This window comes from Virgibacillus sp. 7505 (assembly GCF_002272135.1).
Lineage (GTDB): Bacteria > Bacillota > Bacilli > Bacillales > Amphibacillaceae > Terribacillus.
On sequence record NZ_NPBF01000008.1, the window covers coordinates 67,172 to 88,541 of the forward strand.

The 21,370-nt window shown below is 44.9% G+C and carries 21 protein-coding genes and 1 other annotated feature; of the genes, 4 read left to right on the top strand and 17 right to left on the bottom strand.

The window, feature by feature from the left end; translation table 11 throughout:
- Positions 1-8 precede the first annotated feature (8 nt).
- Together CHH91_RS03165 and CHH91_RS03170 are read left to right on the top strand one after the other, a co-directional pair.
- Entirely contained in the window at positions 9-1,010 is a 1,002-nt protein-coding gene (locus tag CHH91_RS03165; protein ID WP_095221889.1) for a FecCD family ABC transporter permease, read from the top strand.
- Positions 1,007-2,014 (top strand): FecCD family ABC transporter permease, encoded by a 1,008-nt coding sequence (locus CHH91_RS03170; protein ID WP_095221891.1) that lies wholly within the window; start codon positions 1,007-1,009, stop codon positions 2,012-2,014. Before CHH91_RS03165 ends, CHH91_RS03170 begins: the two co-directional genes overlap by 4 nt.
- An 89-nt stretch (positions 2,015-2,103) precedes the next feature.
- On the opposite strand, the gene CHH91_RS03175 is transcribed toward CHH91_RS03170, so the two are convergent.
- Positions 2,104-2,619 carry a GNAT family N-acetyltransferase gene (locus CHH91_RS03175; protein WP_095221893.1) on the bottom strand — a complete coding sequence of 172 codons (516 nt, stop codon included), beginning with the start codon at positions 2,617-2,619 and terminating at the stop codon, positions 2,104-2,106.
- A gap of 13 nt (positions 2,620-2,632) precedes the next feature.
- Positions 2,633-3,331, bottom strand: coding sequence for a nucleotidyltransferase domain-containing protein (locus CHH91_RS03180; RefSeq protein WP_176465649.1), 699 nt, complete (start codon positions 3,329-3,331; stop codon positions 2,633-2,635).
- Between the two features lie 62 nt (positions 3,332-3,393).
- Positions 3,394-3,609, top strand: a binding site (T-box leader).
- Positions 3,610-3,911: 302 nt separating this feature from the next.
- Here CHH91_RS03180 and thrS point away from each other — a divergent pair.
- The gene (gene thrS, locus CHH91_RS03185) at positions 3,912-5,105 is read left to right on the top strand and encodes a threonine--tRNA ligase (RefSeq protein WP_095221897.1); all 1,194 of its coding nucleotides are present in this window, start codon (positions 3,912-3,914) and stop codon (positions 5,103-5,105) included.
- Between the two features lie 30 nt (positions 5,106-5,135).
- Here the strand turns inward: thrS and CHH91_RS21410 are convergent, their stop codons facing one another.
- From CHH91_RS21410 to CHH91_RS03235, 11 genes are all read right to left on the bottom strand, one after another.
- Entirely contained in the window at positions 5,136-5,513 is a 378-nt protein-coding gene (locus tag CHH91_RS21410) for an ATP-binding cassette domain-containing protein (RefSeq protein ID WP_353615308.1), read from the bottom strand.
- On the bottom strand, positions 5,447-5,896 hold the full coding sequence (locus tag CHH91_RS21415) for an ATP-binding cassette domain-containing protein (RefSeq protein ID WP_353615309.1): 450 nt from the start codon (positions 5,894-5,896) through the stop codon (positions 5,447-5,449). Before CHH91_RS21415 ends, CHH91_RS21410 begins: the two co-directional genes overlap by 67 nt.
- Positions 5,893-6,681, bottom strand: coding sequence for an ABC transporter ATP-binding protein (locus tag CHH91_RS03195; protein WP_095221898.1), 789 nt, complete (start codon positions 6,679-6,681; stop codon positions 5,893-5,895). The genes CHH91_RS21415 and CHH91_RS03195 overlap by 4 nt, the downstream gene beginning before the upstream one ends.
- Positions 6,678-7,520 carry a nickel transporter permease gene (gene nikC, locus CHH91_RS03200; RefSeq protein WP_095221900.1) on the bottom strand — a complete coding sequence of 281 codons (843 nt, stop codon included), beginning with the start codon at positions 7,518-7,520 and terminating at the stop codon, positions 6,678-6,680. The genes CHH91_RS03195 and nikC overlap by 4 nt, the downstream gene beginning before the upstream one ends.
- Entirely contained in the window at positions 7,521-8,465 is a 945-nt protein-coding gene (gene nikB, locus CHH91_RS03205) for a nickel ABC transporter permease (protein ID WP_095221902.1), read from the bottom strand.
- The gene (gene nikA / locus CHH91_RS03210) at positions 8,465-9,994 is read right to left on the bottom strand and encodes a nickel ABC transporter substrate-binding protein (protein WP_095221904.1); all 1,530 of its coding nucleotides are present in this window, start codon (positions 9,992-9,994) and stop codon (positions 8,465-8,467) included. The genes nikB and nikA overlap by 1 nt, the downstream gene beginning before the upstream one ends.
- Positions 9,995-10,116: 122 nt before the next feature.
- The gene (locus tag CHH91_RS03215; protein ID WP_095221906.1) at positions 10,117-10,659 is read right to left on the bottom strand and encodes a YdhK family protein; all 543 of its coding nucleotides are present in this window, start codon (positions 10,657-10,659) and stop codon (positions 10,117-10,119) included.
- A gap of 154 nt (positions 10,660-10,813) precedes the next feature.
- Positions 10,814-12,757, bottom strand: a complete 1,944-nt coding sequence (locus CHH91_RS03220; protein ID WP_095221908.1) for an ABC transporter permease — start codon at positions 12,755-12,757, stop codon at positions 10,814-10,816.
- Complete coding sequence (locus CHH91_RS03225; RefSeq protein WP_095221910.1) at positions 12,747-13,508, bottom strand: ABC transporter ATP-binding protein; 762 nt, start codon at positions 13,506-13,508, stop codon at positions 12,747-12,749. The genes CHH91_RS03220 and CHH91_RS03225 overlap by 11 nt, the downstream gene beginning before the upstream one ends.
- 105 nt (positions 13,509-13,613) lie before the next feature.
- On the bottom strand, positions 13,614-14,615 hold the full coding sequence (locus CHH91_RS03230) for a sensor histidine kinase (protein ID WP_095221912.1): 1,002 nt from the start codon (positions 14,613-14,615) through the stop codon (positions 13,614-13,616).
- The gene (locus CHH91_RS03235; protein WP_095221914.1) at positions 14,612-15,298 is read right to left on the bottom strand and encodes a response regulator transcription factor; all 687 of its coding nucleotides are present in this window, start codon (positions 15,296-15,298) and stop codon (positions 14,612-14,614) included. The genes CHH91_RS03230 and CHH91_RS03235 overlap by 4 nt, the downstream gene beginning before the upstream one ends.
- A gap of 135 nt (positions 15,299-15,433) precedes the next feature.
- Here CHH91_RS03235 and CHH91_RS03240 point away from each other — a divergent pair, with 135 nt between their 5' ends.
- A complete protein-coding gene (locus CHH91_RS03240; protein WP_095221916.1) occupies positions 15,434-15,949 on the top strand; it encodes a hypothetical protein in 516 nt (171 codons plus the stop codon).
- A 33-nt stretch (positions 15,950-15,982) separates the two neighbouring features.
- Here the strand turns inward: CHH91_RS03240 and CHH91_RS03245 are convergent, their stop codons facing one another.
- The 4 genes from CHH91_RS03245 to lacG form a co-directional block, all read right to left on the bottom strand.
- Complete coding sequence (locus tag CHH91_RS03245) at positions 15,983-17,620, bottom strand: glycosyl hydrolase 53 family protein (RefSeq protein ID WP_217973688.1); 1,638 nt, start codon at positions 17,618-17,620, stop codon at positions 15,983-15,985.
- Between the two features lie 16 nt (positions 17,621-17,636).
- Positions 17,637-19,340 (bottom strand): PTS lactose transporter subunit IIBC, encoded by a 1,704-nt coding sequence (locus CHH91_RS03250; RefSeq protein ID WP_095221917.1) that lies wholly within the window; start codon positions 19,338-19,340, stop codon positions 17,637-17,639.
- A 14-nt stretch (positions 19,341-19,354) separates the two neighbouring features.
- Complete coding sequence (locus CHH91_RS03255; RefSeq protein ID WP_095221919.1) at positions 19,355-19,669, bottom strand: PTS lactose/cellobiose transporter subunit IIA; 315 nt, start codon at positions 19,667-19,669, stop codon at positions 19,355-19,357.
- A 74-nt stretch (positions 19,670-19,743) separates the two neighbouring features.
- Positions 19,744-21,144: a 6-phospho-beta-galactosidase gene (lacG, locus tag CHH91_RS03260; protein ID WP_095221921.1), complete on the bottom strand. Its 1,401-nt coding sequence runs from the start codon at positions 21,142-21,144 to the stop codon at positions 19,744-19,746.
- Positions 21,145-21,370: the final 226 nt, after the last annotated feature.

Here is a 21,370-nt window from a genome sequence, read left to right on the forward strand (position 1 = left end):
GGATAACGATGCAAGCACGCAGACTAATTGGCACAATCATACTTATCGCAGGTATCGCCCTGCTGATTCTTTCTATCGGACTATCCATCGTATTCGGTGTTGCGGATATCTCACTGGGCACTGTCTGGAATAGTATTTTCCATTACGATGCGGCAAATACATCCCATCAAATCATTCATCGGCTTCGCATGCCTCGTACTGTAGCGGCAGTTCTGATCGGCGCAATGCTTGCTGCATCCGGAGCGATCATGCAAGGGATGACTCGCAACCCGCTTGCTTCTCCGCAAATCATGGGCGTAACATCCGGTGCGACTTTCATGATTGCGATTGCGCTGGTCTTCCTTCCTGGTATCTCCAATGTGAACCTGCTTTTATTCTCATTCCTAGGTGCAGGACTTGGCCTTGGACTTGTTTTCGGAATCGGCCTGCTGGCAAGAACCGGATTGACACCAGTGAAGCTGGCATTGGCAGGAACTGCTATCACTGCTTTGCTTGGAGCCTTCTCTAATGCAATGGCAATTCATTTTGATGTAGCGAGGGACTTGAGCTTCTGGTACGCGGGCGGCGTTGCGAATGTGCAATGGGATACAGTGAAGCTGTTATTCCCAGCTGCTGCTATCGGATTGGTGCTGGCATTGTTCATCAGCGGTTCGGTTACGACACTCAGTCTCGGAGAAGATGTGGCGACCGGACTTGGTTTGAAAACCGGCCTGGTGAAAGCAGCCGGGGTGCTGGTTGTGCTGATTTTAACAGGAGCTGCCGTTTCAGTCGGCGGTACCATCGGATTTGTCGGATTGGTCATTCCGCATATCACGCGGTTCCTCGTCGGACCAGATTATCGCTGGATCATTCCATGTTCAGCTGTATTGGGCGGTCTTTTGCTTAACTTTGCGGATATTGCATCCCGGATGATCAACCCACCCTTTGAAACACCTGTTGGTGCCCTCACAGCTTTGATCGGCGTACCATTCTTCATTTATCTAGCTCGCCGGGAGGGTAAGAACATATGATACACTCTGCGAAAAAGACAAGCCTGGTGGCAATTGGAATCATTGCTGCTATTCTCATTGTATTTTTCATCAGCTTGAATACAGGAACAATCCCTATCGGACCGGCGGATGTTGTAAAGACGTTGCTTGGTACGGGCGATGGTTCATTTGATGTGATCTTATTCGATTTCCGTCTGCCGCGTATGGTAATTGCGCTATTGATAGGTATCGGAATGGGTATTGCAGGTGCGATTCTGCAGGGTGTATCCCAGAATGGACTTGCTGACCCAGGTATCTTAGGAATCAATGCAGGGGCAGGTTTTGCTGTCGTCCTATATATCTTCTTCCTGCAGGATAAGCTGGCTGGTACCGGCAGCCTGCAAGTATTCATCATGCCACTATTCGCATTCGCTGGGGCGTTTCTCGCAGCAAGCCTTATTTACGCATTGGCTTGGAAAAAAGGTGTTACGCCAGTCCGTCTAATTCTTGTCGGTATTGGGATAAACGCTGCCTTCGGCGGTCTGATCATCGTCTTCCAGCTTATGATGGAACCGAAGGATTTCACGCAGGCGACAATCTGGCTGAACGGCAGCATCTGGCAGACGAGCTGGAATTATGTACTTGCACTCTTACCATGGATTATACTGCTCGTCCCATATGCAATTTATAAAGCAAAAGCATTAAACGTTTTGACACTAGGCGATCAAATCGCTGTCGGTGTCGGGGCTCCGGTGCAAAAAGAGCGCACAATCCTGCTGCTCCTTGCTGTTGCACTGGCGGGAGCTTGCGTAGCCGCTGGAGGAGCAATTACATTCCTCGGACTTGTCGCACCGCACTTGGCAAGACGTATCGTTGGACCGAACCACAAGCATCTGCTTCCGATTTGTGCACTGATCGGCGCGCTGATCATGCTTGTAGCGGACACATTATCGCGAACGATTCTAGCACCCTCGGAGATTCCGATCGGATTGGTTGTTTCTGCAATTGGTGCACCTTATTTTATTTATTTGTTGATTAAAGAATGAACCCTCGCTAATGCGAGGGTTCATTTGCTTACTATACTAAATATCAGTTCGTAGGATCTCCAGGTTACCATCCAAATCAAAAATGAAATTCATTTGCTCTCCTCCAGGATCAATGCCATATGTATTTCCGAAATATATGTATCTCCTATTTTCAATGCATGCTTTTCTACGCCAAATTGCCGGAAACCAGCTTGTTCGTAGACATGCTTGGCAACCGGATTTGTCGCAGCTACGACCAGATTTACCTTCTCTATGCCCTCACGTTCTTTAGCCACTTTGAGCATATGCTCTATCAGCCTTTTTCCGTACCCTTTTCCCCTTGCTTCCGGAGCTAGATAAACTGCTACTAAATCTGCACGGTGGCGGAGCTTTGCAGGCGTCTCATATCTTAATGTTGCGTTTCCGGCGAGCTTATCATGCATAAATATCCCATATGTCTCTGCGTGCGAGCTCACTAAATTTCCCTTTACTCTTTCTATCGGGTTTTCTTGTTTTATTGCATCCTCATAGGAAGTACCGAATGCATCTGGATGTGCCTGCAAGGCTTCCAGTCTAAGTTCCCAGTATGCTTCTGCATCAGAGGCTGTCAACTTTCTGATTTCCATGTTTCTCTCCCCCTTACCCAACATAATATCCCTCGAATAGTCGACCGCCGTATGGATCCAGGCAGTCATCTGCCAGCTCCACGATAGCTTGTTTATCATGCTGCTGATAAAACGCCGCTAAACTTTGCTCGAATCGATTCGCTAGCGCTGCGTCCATACTCTTCAGCTCCCTGAACATCCATTTACCAGAACCAATCCAATGCTGTCTGGTACGGAGTGTGAATATGGCCAGATCATTGATGATTGCATTTGCCAGAAAATATGCTTCTCCTCCAACTTCTTTATCCAGGAAATCATCCATTAGATTGGTAATCATGTACCGGTTATGATCGATCTTCTGTTTGCTCCAGGGGGAAGGTCCAGCAGAAAATATGCTGTTTGCTTCGGATTTCATCTTGGTTACAGCCGGCGACTCCTTCAGCACAATCGCTTCACTCACCATCCTTGGCATGGACGGGATTCCGCGATCTGCATCACTGGCAAAGAATTTGAGGTAAGCTTCGCCGGTGTATACAAATGCCTCTACCGGCCATCCTTCAAAAAGCAATGATTCCCTATATGCCTGATTTTCTCCCGCGTACAGAATAATAATATCCAAATCAGAGGTCTGTGTTGCTTCCCCTCTGGCACAGCTTCCTGCCAGCAATGCTCCTGCGCATTCGGGGTGATTGATTTCGATGAATCTTTTGGCAGTATCCTTTGGGTTTCTCAAAAAAATCCCTCATTTCCATTTGACGACTATATCCAGTATCTGTATAATGAGCATACAACAAAACAGAAGCGTTGATAAGGACAAGATGCACAAGCCTCTATCTTTCAGAGAGCGAAGGAATTGCTGGAACCTTCGCAGATAAGCATATGCATTACCACCTTGGAGCTATTACGGGGAAACAAAAGTATCCGTAATCGGGAAGACCGTTATCGTATTTTGAAGCATCAGCTATATGCTGATGGAATTAGGGTGGAACCACGACCGCAATCGTCCCTTCAGGGAGATGAGTGCGGTCTTTTTTGTTTACAATTTTATATCTTAAGAAGCAATGCGAAGGACATGATTCAGATCACCCTTCTCCTGACAGAAAGCAGGGTCACCGGCTGAGAGCCCCGCAGGAGAACGATTTGGATTACCACCTTCAAGCTATGGCGGGGAACTAGCAGTAACTGCCATCGGTAGAAACCGTTAAAACAAATGAGCGCCAATCATTGGCGGAAATCTGGGTGGAACCACGACCACAATCGTCCCGATCACGGGAGGATTGTGGTCTTTTTTTATATCTAAAGGAGGAATTATCATGAACAAACAAGCAGAAGCAGAAAAAAGGAACCATCGCAAACTCGGGCAGCAGCTCGAACTTTTCCTAAGCATGGAGGAAGCACCTGGCATGCCTTTCTTCTTACCAAAAGGAATGGTATTGCGCAATAAACTGGAGGAGCTGTGGAAGGAAAAACACGCCCAGGCTGGATACGATGAAATCAAAACTCCAATCATGATGAAGCAGCAGCTCTGGGAGCAATCCGGTCACTGGGATCATTATCATGAAAACATGTATTTTTCTGAGGTCGATGATCAACGCTATGCAATCAAACCGATGAGCTGCCCGGGAGCAGTCCTCATCTACAACAGCAAGCTACGAAGTTATCGCGACCTTCCTTTGCGCTATGCAGAATTAGGCTTGGTACATCGGCACGAACTTTCTGGATCTCTAAACGGTTTGCTGCGCGTTCGGTCATTCACACAGGATGATGCGCATCTGTTCGTTCGTGAAGATCAGATTGAACAAGAAGTGGAAAAAGTATTGCAGCTGATCGATGCGTTTTACAGTCTATTCGGCTTTTCTTATGAAGTAGAGCTATCCACTCGCCCAGAGGACTTCATGGGTTCACCCGCTGTTTGGGATAAAGCGGAGGCAGCATTGGAGAATGTCCTGAAACGACAAGGTATTGCGTATAAAGTAAACGCTGGAGACGGTGCATTTTATGGCCCGAAAATCGATTTTCACATTCTCGACAGCCTTGGGCGCAGCTGGCAATGCGGCACTGTTCAGCTCGATTTCCAAATGCCAGAGAAATTCGATTGCAGCTATGTGGATCAAGAAAACAGCCGCAGACAGCCGATTATGATTCACCGGGCTATCTACGGTTCAATCGAACGGTTCATGGCTATCCTCATCGAGCACTATGCAGGAGACTTTCCATTCTGGTTAGCACCTGTTCAAGCAAGCATCCTTCCAATCAGCGATGCGCATGCTGATTATGCCAAGGCAGTTTGTGAGGAATTACGTAAGGCAGGTTATCGTGTGTCAGTCGATGATCGTTCGGAGAAGATTGGTTTGAAAATCCGAGAGGGGTCACAACAGAAAGTACCTTATCTGCTCATTGTCGGGGACAACGAGATGCAAAACAAAACAGTTGCTGTCCGAAAACGGCCGGAAGGAAACGTAGGTGAGCTGTCTTTGGAGGATCTTATCAAACAGTTTGAGAGTTAAGAAAATAGCGGGTGCTCTTGGAGCATCCGCTTAAAATATACTAATCAATTCTTTCGTGTAAGCATGACGGCTATTATCGTAAATTTCTTCCTTCTGAAATATATCCAGCAGTTCCCCATCTTTCATGACAGCGATGCGCTGACACAACTGATAAACTGCGGCTAAATCATGTGAAATGAACAGATAGGACATGCCTAATGTCTTTTGCAGAGAAGCAAGCAGCTCGAGAATGGCTCCTTGGGAAATCACATCAAGACTTGCTGTCGGTTCATCCAGGACAATGAGTTTTGGCTCGATACTGATGGCGCGTGCAATGGTTACACGCTGTTTTTGTCCGCCGCTCAGCTCATGCGGATAACGGTCGCCAAGCTCTTTCGGCAGTTCAACTGCTTCAAGCAGCTGCTCCACAAAACTTTTTTTTTAGTGTGTGTAAAATGCTCCAGTTCAAGCTCCTGCTGAAACTGTAAGTAAGGATCGAGCAAGGAGTCCTTGATTTTCAGCTTCGGATTTAATGCAGCAGTTGGATTTTGAAAGACTGTCTGAACGTTTCGGCGATAGTCTCGGAGCCCCTTACGATTTGCCTTAGCCAGCGGTTTCCCATCAAAACTGATGGACCCGCCATCAATCTTTTCCACACCAAGCAGACAGCGCGCCAGCGTACTTTTGCCGCATCCGCTTTCACCTGCTAATCCCAGGCTTTCCCCTTGATGAATGGAAAGGGACACATCATTCACAGCGAGCATTCCAGGATTATAGCTCTTTTTCAAATGACTAATCTCTATAACAGTCATGATTTGCTTGCCTCCTTGATACGCATTGGAAGCGTAGGTGCAGCCTGGATCAGCTGTTTGGTATACGCATGTTCCGGCTGGTTGATGAGCTTTTGTTTTGAACCAGCTTCAATGATTTTCCCATCTTTCATAACCGCAATCTTATCTGCATAACGAGCAACATGCCGCCAATCATGTGTGATGAAAAGAATGGCACAGCCTGTTTTTTGCTGGAGCTCTTGAAGCAGAGAAAGAATCTTATGCGCTGATACACTATCAAGTGCCGTTGTTGCTTCATCTGCAATCAAAATATCAGGTTCTAAAAGCAGTGCAAGTGCTATAGATGCACGCTGCAGCTGGCCTCCGCTCAGCTGAAATGGGTATCTTCTAATAAAAGCTGCATCCAGACCAACCGATTCAAATGCTTCATTTATCATATTTTTACGCTTTTTCTTTTCTTGCACTCCATGTGTTAGCAAATACTCTTCCATATGCTGCTGAATCGTCAGAAACGGCGTGAACGAACCGTGATAGTCTTGGAAAATGTAACTGATCGCCTTTCCTCGCAATTGGTTCATTTCTGTCTTTGGACGTTCAAGGATATTGCTGTCTCGGTAAATTATACTGCCAGAGGCTCTTAGATTTGGTCCGAGCAGCTGGCCGATTGCTTGTGACAGCATCGTTTTGCCGCTGCCGCTTTGACCTACGAGGGCAAACCATTCTCCTTTATCGATAGTTAGACTGGCATGATCCACAATCGTTTTCTCACCATGTGATACGGTTAGATCTTTAATCGATAAAATCATGGCTGCACCTCCTTTTTCACATCGAATTTATCTCGTAAATAGTCTCCAAGCATGTTTGCGACCAACACAACCGCCACGATTGCCAGTCCAGGATAAATCATCATTTCCGGGGTCGCTTGGAAATAAGGTCTGGACTCGTTCAGCATAGCGCCCCACTCTGGCGTCGGAGGCTGTGCTCCAAGACCGATATATGAAAGCGAGGAAATGAGCAAGATGATCTTACCAAAATCCAAACTGGCCAGGACGAGTACATTTCCGATGATATGCGGCATCAGATGTTTACGCATAATTGTAAATGTGGAAAGACCATTGATTCGGGCAATGGTGATGTAGTCTTTTTGCACTTCTGTCAGCACTGTACTGCGCACCATCCTGGCATAGTTGACCCACTTCACGAGAACAATTGCAAAAAGCAAATTTCCAATACCGGGCCCAAGCAAACCGCTAAGTACAATGGCTATCACTGTATCCGGAAAGGCAAGGAAGCCATCGGCAATTCGCATGAATAGTCGATCAACCCAACCTCCCTTTAATCCAGCCAGCAAACCGAAAGGAACACCGATGATGACCGCTGCCGCCAAAGCAATCACACTGTAGCCAACAGTCAGGCGGAAACCGAGCAAGAGCCTCGTCAGTACATCCCGTCCTAAATGATCCGTTCCCATGGGATGCTCCCATGACGGAGATGCCAGCCGGTTCCCGACATCTGTTATCGTGGCATCATGCTTCAAGTAAAGGAAGGTATATGACACTACTGCTATTAATAAAAGCAAAAGCGCACTGATTAGCCAGACCTTGGTTTTCTTTATTTTTTTTGGAGAAAGAGCCATAACACTCATCTAGCTGAGCTTCCTTTCTTTTAATCGAAGTTCAGGATTTACATAACGATAAGATAAGTCCACTAATGTATTCACAACGAATACGATAGCTGCCATCAGAACTATGTAACCTTGAATCAGCGGATAATCGCGCTGCCGGATAGAGTCAACGACAAGTTTACCTACGCCGGGGTAAGCAAATAACACTTCCACAACGACTACGCCGCCAATCAAGCTGCCAAGACTGACACCGAATACTGTAATGACAGGTGGTAAACTGTATCGGAAAGCGTGTGAAAAGAAGATGCGTCTTTCTGAGATGCCTCGTGCTCTCGCCGCGCGAACAAATTCCTGACCTAAAGAGTCCAATAGACTGGAACGGAGCAGCCGCACGTAAACACCTGCTATAGCAAGTCCCAATGTCACTGATGGCAGGATCAGGGATAACAAACTGTCACGTCCCATTGTTGGGAACCAGCTAAGCCTCACAGCGAACATATCTATCAAGATAAGTCCGAGCCAGAAACTAGGAACAGCCGCTCCGATAATGGAAAAATATCTGCTGATATGGTCAATCCAGCTATCCTTATATAGAGCTGACAGCGATCCTAACGGAATAGCAACCAAGAGCATAACGATCAAGGAACCGACCGTCAGCTCCAGTGTAGCTGGAAGTCCCGTCAGCAGCATCTCCGTAACTGGCTGACTAGTAATATAAGAAGTACCGAAATCAAGCTGGATAAAATCCAGCAGCCACTTCCCATATTGAACAAGCAATGGATCGTTGAAGCCCATGTCTTCCCTAAGCGCCTCCACTTGTTCCTGGCTTACATTCAGCTCATCCACATTCAGGATTGTGAGCGCTGGATCCCCTGGTGCAAGGCGAAGGAAAAGAAAACTGAAGAAGGTGACAAATAAAAGGAATAACACAACCTCCAGCAGCCGTCTCCCGATAATACGAAACATCACTTCACATCCAATTGATTTGTAATCATATAATACTCACTTCTTGTTGTTACCCAGTTCTTTACTTTTGTTTCATCATAAGCTACGAGCGTGTCTGGATAAATCACAAACGAATTGATTTGGTTTTCATCCACATAGTTAGCAGCCGCTTCGGCTAGTTCTGCACGCTTGTCTGTATCTACTGTTACATTTAATTCATCGATGATCTTCGTCAGCTCTGGTTCATCTGCCCCGCTGAAATTCAAAGCTCCATCTGGATGATACGTCGCATTCAAGTAATACCCTGCATCACCACGAGGTGCAGTCAGATTACTATACGTGGCCAGATCCCAATCGCGATTTGCTGCCATATACTCTTCCGGGATCTCGATTTGACGCAGTTCTACTTCAATACCAAGCTTCTTCGCATCGGATTGGAATATTTGTGCGATCAATGGAAGATCAGCTCTGGCAGAGTATGTCAGCATTGTGAGCTCAAGAGGTTCCCCATCTTTCTGCATCTTGCCATCCACTAGCGAATAGCCAGCTTTCTCAAGATATTCCTTTGCTACATCTTCTCCTGTTTCATGGTCACTATAGCTTGGTGCGAATGGCAGGGAATCCGGGAATGGACCTTTAGCCGGCTGTGCATACCCTAGCAATACAGAATCAGCGATTTCATCTCGATTAATCAAGGCGTCTAATGCCTTACGAACATTTACATCCTTTAGATCTTCCCGCTCCATATTCATCGTCATCTGGTGAACGCGGAAGGTCTCTGTTGATTCAACCTTAATGCCATCCTTTGCTTCTAAGCTCTCGATACTTTCTGTTTCTGGACGAAATACAACATCCGCATCACCAGATTCCAACGCCAAGGAGCGTGCATTCGCATCTTCGTTAAAAGAGAATGTCACAGAATCAAGCTTTGCTTTCTCATCCCAATAGTCCTCGTTCCGAACAAGCTCCAATTTACTGCCTGGTGTGAATGATTCCAGTTTGAAAGGGCCTGTCCCAATCGGATTATTTACAAAGTCCCCTGCCTCCACGTCAATGATGGATACGTTGGGGTTTACAAGTTCTGAAACGAATTCCGGAAATGCCTGTGTATTCGTAACCTGCAATGTCCTCTCATCTGTTGCTTCGATAGTATCAATTTTCAATGCATTTTGAATGGCTACGTTATCCTTTAAAGATCTCTCCAATGATGCTTTCACCGCGTCCGCATCCATCGTTTCTCCGTTTTGGAATTTGATACCTTCACGAAGCTTGATTGTCCATTCTCTACCTTCGTTTTTACCTTCCCAGCTCTCTGCAAGCCACGGTTCAATCTTCAGTGTTTCTTCATTCAATCGAACCAACGTTTCTGTCATACCTGCACGCAAAGGTACGTAGCTGGAGTCTACATTCGGATCCAAGGAATTCGTCGCGAAATTATAAACGAAGGTCAGATGCTTTTTATCACCCTCCGAATCTGCGTTATTCGTACAAGCTGCAAGCAGCATCAGCAACCCTGCTATCCCTAAAACCTTCATCCATAATTTCTTCATCCCTCTTCCTCCTCTAAATCTATATGTATGCTATGATTTCGTAATCATTACGTTTTGTATATTATCGTAATGATTACTATTTGTAAAGATAAATTTCCATAAAAAATAGCCCCGCTATGGAGCTATTCTTGTAACGGTGCCAACTCTTCTGCCGTCAGCCACTTATGATTTTTCACTTCTTCACCTGTGAGTGTCGAAGCATAGTCGACCATATACACTGTTGTATCCTCTACTTTTTCCACAATCGCAGTTGCACCCTTCATGCCTTCCATATGGTCTGCCTCAAGCGTAGCCTCTATTCCCGGTTCTAAGGGATGGTCACCCGGTTCCTTCAGCTCTTCCTGAATCACCCAACGATGGTGATCAACGTGCTTACCGCCATCTGTTGGTGTATACGTCACTTCATAAGCATATGTATCAAATGCTCCCACGATTGTCGCTTCTGCACCTTTCATACCTTCCATATGGTCAGCCTGGATAATGGCTTTGCTGCCAGGCGGAAATTCAGGATCATCTGCTTCCTCCAGTCCCTCTGGCAACTTTCCGGATTCATCATGCTGCATATGTTCTGTATCATTGGCACCCTGGCTATCTTGCGTTTGAGATTCATTATTACCGCACGCACTGAGCACGAAAACCGCAAGCAGAATCATCAGTATCCTCATTCGATTCTCCTCCTTATCTAGCACTAGTATGTATCATACTCCTCTTTCCCTATACCCTATACCCTTTCGAATCCACAGAAAACTTATGGATGCTGACACACAAAAAAGGACAGTCTGTTGACTGCCCTTGAAAGGCTTACTGTTCGATATATGTTCAAAGCGATTGTTTGATTACCTTATTATAATGGACGACCGAAAGGATACCGAAGATCGAATACAAGAGTGTATAGATCACCATCACGACAATCATCGGAGTCAGCATGACCGATCCAAACAGGAACCAGCCGGATTGGACAGCAAAGTAGCTGTGCAAAAGTCCGATGACAAGCGGAATTCCAAAGTTGAACAGCTGCTTGCGCTGGATACCGCGGCGAAGATCGGTTGTTGTGAATCCAAGCTTGCGGAGGATCGTGTAATTCGGTTTCTCGCTTTCTGCTTCATCCATCTGCTTGAAGTAGAGGATACAGCCGGACGTAATCAGGAAAGTCAGACCAAGGAAGCCGACGATGAATAGCGTTAAACCAATTGTTGATTTCTGATCTTCGAGTATATCGATTCTAGATTCACTGTTATCCTTTGCTTCTAAATCCAAACCGTTGAATATATCATTTGCCTTTTGCAGCTGATCATTATTTTCGATTGTATAGCCGAAATACCAATGATAGCCTTGATTCAAATCCGGATTAATATCCTGCTTCAATTCCTGGAACAAAGCATCATCGACAATCATTGTCGGCAGACCGCCCATGGTGTAATAGTTGGAGATTGGATACTCGTCCTCAAGCCCCGTGTAATGCAGCGCAATTTCGGACTCTTTCCCATGGACAACAACATCACCTTTATCTTTAAGGGACATGAAACGCTGCAGCAGCTCATTATATCCAGTCAGTTTCAATTCATCTGGAGCAACATCCAATCCTGCTGCCTTCTCGCTTATAACAGCTGTATCCATCATAGACGCATTAAAGTTCAGCTCCAGCTCTGTTTGCAGAATGTCCTCAATATTCAGCTGCATGGTGTACACTTCTGCTTTATCTTCCGTATAAGCGATATTATTATCATCCATTGCTTGACGAAATGCTTTCGCATCGCTCTCTGTCAGTAAGGAGAAATCTTCCCCTCCTGTATAGTTATAAGCTGTTTCTTCCGCTGAATAGAACGTGATATAACTCAAGGACAGTAAGCCAATTGCTAACGCAGATACAGTAGTAATGATGGTAAGCAGCATCGCATTGGACTTCATACGGAACATGATGGATGAAAGAGACAGTACCTGCTTAATATTCAGATAGCCGCCTTTTTGCTTCCTAATAAGACTTACCAGGAACGCAACAGATCCTTTATAGAATAAGTACGTTCCCAAGATGACACAAAATAGGATAAAGAACATAGCTCCGAATAATTCAATCATTGAGGAGAAATCACCATCAAATAATTTCCCCGAGACGAAATAACCTACAGCAATCAGCACTATTCCACATATACCGATAATGACTTGGAAAGCAGACAGCTTCCGCGCAGTCATTTCTGTTTTTGATTTCACGTGAAACAATGAAAGGATTGTCTGGCGTTTGATGAAGAGGATATTCATCAGCATGATAAGTGCATAGATGCATAGGAATACTAGCAGCGTTTGAAGTAATGCCCTTGATGAAAAGGACAAGGATGCGATCCCTTCAACACCTGTTACTTTGAACAATATCATGATTAATAGCTTTGAACCGGCAAATCCTAATAGGATACCGATTAGGATACTGCCAAAATAAAGAATGGCATTTTCTGCACTTAGCAATCTGAAAATCTTATTTTTCGTCATACCAATCAACTGAAACAGACCGATTTCCTTGCTGCGCTGTTTGATAAAAATCGTATTTGCATAAAGTAGGAATACTGCAACGATAAAGATAAGAAGCACCGAAGCGGTCGCTATACCCGCTCCACCTTTCACCGAACCTTCTACTGGATCCATTGACTTATCATACTGCAGCGTCACAAAGGCAAAATATAGACCGGAGCTAAAAATCAAAGCAAACACATACAAATAATAGTTACGGAGATTTTTCTTTAGGTTGCGGAGTATCAGACTATTAATGCTCATTTTGCACCCCGCTAAGCACACCTTGTGTCGACATGATGTCTCTGAAGAAGGCTTGGCGCTCTTGCTGGCCCTTGTTCAGCTGTGTATAAATCTGACCGTCTTTGATGAAAATGACACGGCTGCAATAGCTGGCTGCTGCCGGATCGTGAGTTACCATAACAATGGTTGCCTTTCGATTTGCATTCAAGGAGCTAAGCTTGTTCAACAAATCGGATGCTGATTTGGAATCCAGTGCACCTGTCGGTTCATCTGCGAAGATGATGCTTGGCTCATGGATGAATGCACGCGCTGCGGATGTCCGCTGCTTTTGACCTCCGGAAATCTCGCTTGGATATTTATTTTGCAGCTCCAAGATACCGAGCTGATTCGCTACTTCCTCAAATTTGCGATCAGCCTCATTTTTTGGCACTTTTTTGATAGATAAAGGAAGCAGTATATTCTCCTTCACTGTCAGCGTATCAAGCAAGTTATAGTCCTGGAATACAAATCCAAGATGGTTCTTGCGAAATTCAGCCAGCTGCTTCTCTTTCATGTTTGTAATCTCGTTGTTTTGGATCAGGATAGTTCCGCCGCTTGCACGGTCGATGGAAGAAAGCACGTTCAGCAACGTCGTCTTACCAGATCCGGAAGAACCCATGATGCCGACGAACTCCCCCTCCTCGATACTTAGGTCGACACCTCGCAGTACTTCCTGTTTATTGAATTTATTTCCGTAATTCTTCTGGACTCTTGTGGCTTCTAGAATTCCCATTGTTTCGCACCTCTTTGTCTGATTTGTTACCTCAAGTATACGGATGCTTTAACATATGCTCCTGCTTTTCAGCTAACAAACGAACAAAAGCGTGTGACAATCCTGTCACACGCCAGTCATGCCGACCATATCGTTTCGTTTCGGGAAAGTAAGTGTAACACATGTGCCCTTCCCGAGTTCAGAAGCTACATCCACTTTGATTTTCAGCGGTATTGCCGCTTTCTTGGTCAAATAAAGCCCCATGCCGGTGGCAGCTTTATTATGCTGGATAGTGGACGTGAAGCCCTGATCAAATATACGCGGCAAGTCTTTTGCATCAATCCCTATACCATGATCTTGAATACGAATCTGTACATGACCATCCATTTTCTCACTAGAAATATGAATATCATTATTCTCACTGTACTTCACTGCATTGGATAACAGCTGTCGCAGGATGAACGTAAGCCATTTTGTATCGCTCAGCACTACTTCTGTCTCCAAATCAAGGTCGAATCCGATTCCCTTCTGCATACACCACGAACGCAAGGAACGGATTTCCTGACTGATGACAGTGGGCAATTCGATTTCTTCTATATATAAGTCATTCTCAATGAATGAAATACGCTTCTGATGGATTTGTGTATCGAGCAGCATGTGCACGCGCAGCCATTCATATGTCAGCTGCTGCTTCAGTGCATCATCTTCCATACGATCAATGATCAGCTGCATAGCAGTCAGCGGTGTCTTTACTTCATGAATCCAGGATAGCAGTTCATCCTTCTCCCGCTCTAACATCTCCCGTCGATCAGAAGAAGTTCGATTCAGGAAATTCACTTGCTCTTGGAGACTTTCGCGAACGATATATTCGTATGGCCGATCTGGATCTGGCAGCGTCGAAGCATCCAGACTCTTCTCCCAGTCATTCAAGCTGCGATAAAAGCGTGTTTCCCGGTGATAACGGAAGAAGAGGAATACCGTAAGAAGCAGCCAAAACAGCAGAAGTACATAAAAAATAGAATCAAAAGGAATCGTCGTATCCACATACGCCACTAACAGCAGCAATCCGGAAAGCAGGACGAACATGCCTATCCAGCTGGCTTTATCCCGAAGATATTTTCGAATCATTGACCTGTCTCCAATGCACAGTAGCCTTGTCCTACTTTCGTTTCAATCTGCTGTCCCAGTCCGATGTCATCCAGCTTCTTCCGCAGTCTATTCACGTTAACAGTCAATGTATTATCGCTGATAAAACGCTCGTCATCCCATAGACTTGTAATAAGCTTTTCCCGAGAGACAATTTTGTTTTTCTGTTCAACCAAAAGCTTCAGGATGTACATTTCGTTTCTCGTCAATTCTACTTTGCCCGTCTCATTCTCTACTTCATTTTTTTCATAATCAACCGTTGCGCCATTCCACGTTTTCAATGTCACGCTATCGGTATTATAGTTGTAAACACGGCGAAGAATAGCCTGGATTTTTGCGATCAGCACTTCAAAATGGAACGGCTTTTGGACAAAATCATCTCCGCCCAGCTGCATCGCCATGACCATATCCATTGGATGATCCCGGGACGACAGGAAGATGATCGGAACATTGGAATGCGCCCTTATCATACGGCACCAATGGAAACCATCATAGCTTGGGAGCTGGATATCAATCAGTACTAATTCCGGCTGCACACTGGAGAACTCCTTCATTACCTGTCCAAAGTCTTCTATCCCATGCACCTCATAAGACCATTGCGTCAATCGCGTTTTTATTTCTTCGAACAGACTTTTGTCATCCTCGATCAATAGTATCTTAAACACGTTCTTCACCTCATTTGTCTTCCATAAAATTGTAACGAATGCGGACAGTTTTTACTAGCACCCCTGGGTAAAGATTGTTTCTATATCGGGCTTATGCTAGAGTTTTCTCATATAGATAAAGCGAGGTCCTGCACGATGTTCGATCCTACTGTATTTGATAACTTGAAAGTCGCTTTCGAGAATCAGCTTTATGATTTGGATAACTTAGATAAGGAAATAACCATTGTATCCCGTCATGACCGCATGGAAATGGCTACAATGTCGCGAGAATTCCGTCTCGGGTTCACATTGCAGGAAAATGCGGAAGTGACAGCTGAAATTTGTCTGGAGGCTTCTTTGCGTGATTTGGCAGATGAGATTCTGGAAGAGCCAGAAAAGAATCCTGGCTGTACCTTACGATTATTCTTCTATATGACAGTAGAAGAGCCTGATACAGAATGTCCTGAAATCGAGTCTATCCTGACTCAGATTTGGACGCCGCCAAGCCGGCCGGAACAAACGCTACAATATACGTACGATAAACAGCAAAAGCATTATCAAAATACTGCTGAAGTGCGCTTTGACAGGAAAGTCAACGAGAATCAGATGGAGGATTTGCCGAATCTGATTGATCATATTCTGGACTCTCTTGAAGCACTGACAACAGAATAAGAACAGCCCGCAGTATTAGCTGCGGGCTGTTCTTTATTTTTTCTGGAGCTTTATGTGATCGACATTCAGCCAAGCGTTCGCTTGAGCTTTGTTGTAGACGCCAATCTCTAATTTACCGTCTGTAACTTTGACATTATCAAGCGTAACTTTTGTCCAATCTGCAGCAACACCAGGTGTTGTCTGTTTCACCTGTGTACTTCCGTTTTTCGCATAGATCTCAGATGTTATATGAGTACCGCCAGACTTTACCCAGGCAGACAATTTATACGTACCGTTTGGCAAACCAGTCAGCTGCTGGTAGACAGAAGCATCATATGCCTTTGTATCCCAGAATGTTAACTTGTAATTCCCATCAAGTGCATCAGCTTCTGTTTTGACAGCTGTGCCTGTTGTTCCAGAAGCAGTCCATTTTGTCCAATCAGCAGGAGTTCCAGTGTAACCACCTGATTCAAAGCTGGGATTCTTCACATAATTCGTCTGGGCACCCGTATTCGGAGTACCAAAGATTTTTACAGCATCCAATGCATTTCCATTGAAATCAAAGATTGCTTGGTTATCCCACTCATTACCAGGTTCATCTGTAACGCCGAGATAATTCATGCCGGCAGGCGTGGCCCACGATACTTTTCCGTTATTCCAAAGCGGCTCCCAATAGAAGAACCCAGTTCCCTTTTTATTCGGCACTTGTTGAATAGACGTTACAAGATCCTGCATGAAATCATGTTGTCCCTTCGGGGTTGCTGCATAACCAGCTGTTGCGGCTTCTTCCTGACCAAATGCATTTTCCTTTGCATCGGCGTTACCCGTCGTATGGCCATATGCTGTTTCGACAACAATGACATCTTTTCCATAACGCTTGGATATATTGTTCATATTTGTTTCCAAGTCATCAAGCGTACCGTGCCAATAAGGATAATAGGAAATTCCAATTGTATCGTATTCCACATTGCGGGCAGTAATTTCGTCGAACCACCATTTAAAGGTTTCATAATTACCGCCCTCTGCCAAATGCAGCATCAAAGTGGTATCTTTCGGCTCTGTATCCTTAACCGCTTTGATACCGGACTTGAGGAAAGCTGCCAGTCTGTCGAATTCACCGCCGCCTTCTCCCCAGCTCTTACCATGAGGCCACAGCATGCCGCTATTTAATTCATTTCCTATCTGAACCATATCCGGGTAGACATTTTGTTTCTTCATTTCAGCAAGCACGCTATACGTATAATCATATACCTTCGTGTTTAGCTGTTCGAAGGATAATCCCTGCCAGCTTTTCGGCAGGTTTTGCTTACCAGGATCAACCCAGAAATCGCTGTAATGGAAATCAAGCAATACCTTCATACCTTTAGCTTTAGCTCGCTTGGCCAAATCGATTGTCGTTTTCAAATCATTTGTACCTGCACCATACGTATTGCCCGCTGCATCCTTCGGATCATTCCAAATACGCAGTCTGACATAGTTAGCTCCGTTATCCTTTAAGATTTGCAAGGGATCCTTCTGCACACCATTCTCATAATACTTTGCTCCAGCTCTCTCCATATCCGCCAGCGTTGAAATATCTGCACCTCGGATGAAGGAGCTGTCATAGCCAGCTGCTTCAGCGGGGTGAACTACTACGAAAACACTCGAGAAACTTAACATTAAAGCAAACAGCAATGCGAACTTCTTCTTCAAGATATTCTCCTCCTGCTTATTTAAGCTGGTCGATAACGTAGTCAACCGCTTTCTTCGGATCACGTGTCAAACTGATATATTCTGCGCCTTTTGTTGCAGCTAATTTAATACCGAGACGATCAGTATCTTCTTTTATATCTTCAAAATACGACCCTACCTGCGGTGCCAGGATGACCATATCGTAGTCTTGCATGATTTCATAATGCGAGCCGTATGCTCCAGCAGACGCAGAGATCGGTACGCTGAATTGTTCGGCTCCTTCTGTTAAAGCATTGGCTAGCATGGCACTTGTACCAGCACCTGCACAAAGGACGAGGACGTTTGTGGGTTTTACTTCATTTGAAACAGATTCTGTTTCTTCCAATTCTACTGCTGCTTGCGTTGCTGCAATGCCGCTTACTGCGGAAGCCATTGCTGGCTGCGTTCTTGCCGCAGCTGCTTCCAGCTGCGCGTTGCGCGCTTCCTGCATGACGAGCTCTTTGTCGTATACCTTACAGAACGGCAGATAAATCAAGAAGTCGACTACGATTAAGGTCAACACTAGCACGAACGACCATAATCCCATTCCGGTTCCCAGTACAAGACCAATCGGTGCTGGTGTGGCCCAAGGCAGGACATACATGAAACTATTCATGCCGATGACATCAACGAAAAATTTAAAAATACAGACGTTGATCATCGGTGTCAGCAAGAATGGAATAAAGAAATACGGATTCAGGATGATCGGTGCTGAGAATAGTAATGGCTCGTTCACCGCAAAACTGACTGGTATGAAGGACGCCTTACCAACTGCCTTCAGCTGCTTCGACTTTGCCAAGAGCATGAAGATGAATGGCACTACAAGTGTGGCTCCCGTTCCGCCCATCGTACCTACAAAGTTACCAAGACCTACTGTCAAGACATTAGATGCCTGCTCTCCTGCATTATAAAGCTGCAGATTAGCTTCTACGTTGACATAGATAATGGCAGCAATCGCTGGTTCAACGATAGACGGTCCGTGCACACCGACAAACCAGAAGAATGCCATCATACCCCAGATGATCATGATACCAAGGTAGCCATCGGCCGCAGTGAATAATGGAGAAAGTAATTTGACCAGTGCTTCTGCGAATGGCACATTCAATGTAGTACGAACAATCAAGTCGATAATGACCATACAAAGGACAGAGAATGCGAACGGGAAAATATCCTTGAATGTCTGGGAGATCGTTCCTGGCACTTCCTTTGGCATTTTGATCGTAATGTTTTTCAATACACAGAAACGATAGACATTAACCGTTATGAAAGCGGATACAAATGATGCCAGTAAACCTTTGGTTCCCATGTATTCGGCAGAGAATCCGCCGTCGATCTGCGAAACGCTCAATAGCATGAACCCCACAATGGATGCGAGCATTGCCGATGTCGAGTTGATCACTTTATTCTTCGGCATTTTCCGGTTCACTGATTCACTTAGACTTCTGGCTGTAGTAGCGGAAACCAGCAAGCCTACCACGCCCATGGAATAGTTATATACTTTCCACAGCCATGTCGAAACACTCTCCGGCCAGGCGAATCCAAGTACTTCCGGCAAAGCCGCCAGAAGGATGAAGATACTTGCGAACAGGATTGCAGGCATTGCCGTCAGGAAACCATCACGAACTGCCCCAAGATAGATGTTTCGGGAAACCTTCTCGAAGAACGGTTTCCCTTTTTCAATTTGTCCAATAATCCCTTTCATCCTACTTCCTCCTTTTAACTCGTTTTGCGGTAGAGCTCGACGAAGTCCTGTACAAGCTCACGAAGAAGCAATGTCGTCATCAGATGATCCTGACCATGGATGAAGATAAAGCCAATATCCATATCCTTGCCGGCTGCCTCATCTGCCAGTATCTGTGTTTGTGCATTGTGAGCCAATTTAAGGTTTTCATCCGCATTTTTCAACTCTTCTTCTACATTCTCGAAGTTACCTGTACGCACTTCCCGCAGCAATTTCATTAGCGAGCTGCGCGCATCCCCGGCATATGCAACAATCTCAAAACCCAGCATTTGTAATGATTCTTTTGTCATAATAATCCTCCTATAATGCTTGCTTTATATTAATTTCGGAAAAGCACGGCGAGCAGGACCCACCATGCAGAAGATCAACTGATTGTCTTTGTCTCACTAAGCCGCTTGTACCAGTAAGCAGAAGCCTTCGGATAACGCTTTTGTGTTTCGAAATCGACATAGAATAATCCGTAGCGTTTGTTATAACCATTTGTCCAAGAAAACAGGTCCATCAACGACCATAAGAAGTAACCTTTTACATTTACTCCATCCTCAATTGCCTTGCCGATCGCTTCCATATAGACTTTCAGATAGTCAATCCGCGCTTCATCCATAATGACGCCATCCTCGAACTCATCCTTGTAGCCCATACCATTTTCCGTGATATAAATTTTGTTGTAATGAGGATAATCCTCTTTTATACGCACAAGGATGTCATACATACCTTCCGGATAAATCAGCCAATCCCAATCTGTACGCTTCAAACCTTCTTTGTAAATCCGTTCTCCGATACCTTTCACTTTGTAAACAGAAGTCCCTTTGTCTCCTGTTCCATTGTGATGAATCTGCGTTTCGCCATCATACGCTTTTACGAAGTGGCACTGGTAATGGTTGATACCAAGATAATCATTTCGGCGGGATGCCTTCTTCATAATCTCAAAATCTTCTTCCAGGAATTCATATGTTGCTCCATTCGCTTCCGCAATTTCTTCGAGCGCCTGCATCGTCTTATCTGAATAGTATCCGAGATATGTAGCATCCAAGAGGAAGCGGATGGAAAGTGCATCATCCAAGAAAGCCGCATGCTGATCCTCCGGTGAGTCTGTTGCTGGATATTTTGTTTCTAAAGAATGCACGACCCCAATCTCACCAGGGTAATTATTGTCCTTGAACAAGTTAACCGTCCGTGCATGGGCAACCATCATATTATGCAAGCATTGGATAATCATTGAGAAATCACTTTTTACCGACGGAGGGAATGTCCCCAGCAAGTACTGATTTGTCGCAACTGGATATATTTCATTGAAAGTGCTCCAGTAGTGAACTTCATGGAATTCCTTGAAACAGAACGCCGCATAGTCGACGAAGGCGTCCAAGTTGTCCCGATTCAAGAAATCTCCTTTATCGAACAGTGTCTTCGGTGTGTCGAAGTGATGTAAGGTGACGAAGGCTGTGATATTCCGCTTTTGACACTCTGCGAAAAGATTATGGTAGAAATCAACACCTTCTTGATTCACTTCTCCAGTTCCATCCGGGAAGATTCTTGTCCAAGCAATGGAAATACGGATACCATTCACACCGAATTTCTCACAAAGTCTGATGTCCTCTGGGTATTGATGATAAAAGTCACTGGCAGGATCGGGACTGAATCGACCTTGCTTCTCCAGGAACTCATCCCAGGCTACCGGCCCCTTACCGCCTTCCTTCGTCGCGCCCTCTGCTTGATAGGCTGCTGTTGCTCCTCCAAATATGAAATCCTCAGGCAACTTATACATAATCGGATTCCTCCTTCAAAATGTTTGTTTAAGTAGTGATATATTGTTTGTTTTTGTTATCTTTCGTTAATTGTAAACGGATACAAATAACCTGTCAACGATATATTTTCTAAAATTAGGCAAATTAATGCGCAATACGAACATTATTATGTTTGTATTTGTTTATTTTTATTGACTGGATAAACTTGCATATGATAAGTTATGTTTAAAGTTTTGAGGTGAAAAT